The organism is Candidatus Nitrosopumilus salarius BD31 (assembly GCF_000242875.2).
GTDB classification, from domain to species: domain Archaea; phylum Thermoproteota; class Nitrososphaeria; order Nitrososphaerales; family Nitrosopumilaceae; genus Nitrosopumilus; species Nitrosopumilus salarius.
The window spans coordinates 1-871 of the sequence record NZ_AEXL02000142.1; the positions used below are offsets into that span (position 1 = coordinate 1).

2 protein-coding genes are annotated in these 871 nt (G+C 33.2%); both read right to left on the reverse strand.

Annotated features, from left to right (window positions below; genetic code table 11):
* Nucleotides 1-309: TIGR03618 family F420-dependent PPOX class oxidoreductase (locus tag BD31_RS08425; protein WP_008301203.1), on the reverse strand; the 309-nt coding region annotated here is incomplete at its 3' end.
* A gap of 149 nt (nucleotides 310-458) precedes the next feature.
* Nucleotides 459-871 (reverse strand): helix-turn-helix domain-containing protein (locus BD31_RS08430; RefSeq protein ID WP_008301202.1); only part of this gene is annotated, 413 nt, incomplete at its 5' end.

The window sequence follows — 871 nt, forward strand, 5'->3', positions numbered from 1 at the left end:
ATCACGATTCATGTACTGTTTTGTTAGTTTGTCTGCATGTTTGTATTCATAGTCCGGAATTAATTCATCAACAGTACCACGGATGGTTGTCATGTCAAGGGGATTATCTTTTGATACAACAGATACTGCAACACGTGGATCCCGTAAAACATTTTTGTGTTTAATTCTTCCTTCAGCTGTGTTTATCAAAACATAGCCGTCTTCATAGTTTGCCCAAACAGGTGACAATTGTGGTGAGCCATCTTTCATCAAGGTTGCAATAAAGACAAGGTTTTTTTCAGAAAATAATTTTATGACTTTGTCATCCATAATTTTCTCACATTGTGTTGTAAATTATTTTTTCAGCACTTTTTGTTGAATAATGCATATTTTTACGATCATTTCGTTGTTGATAAATTAAAAATTCTGATCGATTTTTGCAAATATCATAACAAACACCAACAATAAAATCAGTCATTTTATTTCGTGCTAGATTTTTCAAGTACATTTGTCATTGCCCTGTTCATTATTTCCATTACAAGGTATTGCGAGTACTCTTCAGCTTTTTTTCCTTTGGATTTGGTGGTTTTTGGCGTCAAACCTTTTAGAATTTTTTCTATTTTTGTTGACGTGTTGGTAATTATCTTCGAATATGTAGAGTCAAAATCCACAGGCATTTGAAAATCAAGTAGTTTTGTAGATGTACTGTAGAATTTAGTGATGGCACCTCTAGACTCTTCAATTCTTGCAATTTCAATCAATCCTGATTCTTTTAAAATTTCTAAATGATGGCGAACTGTGGTCAGTGCTTTTTTGAATCCAGATTTTTTGAGAGCAGTGGAAATCTGGTCTGCAGAAAGTGCTTGATGGTATAAAATTTCCACGATTTTTG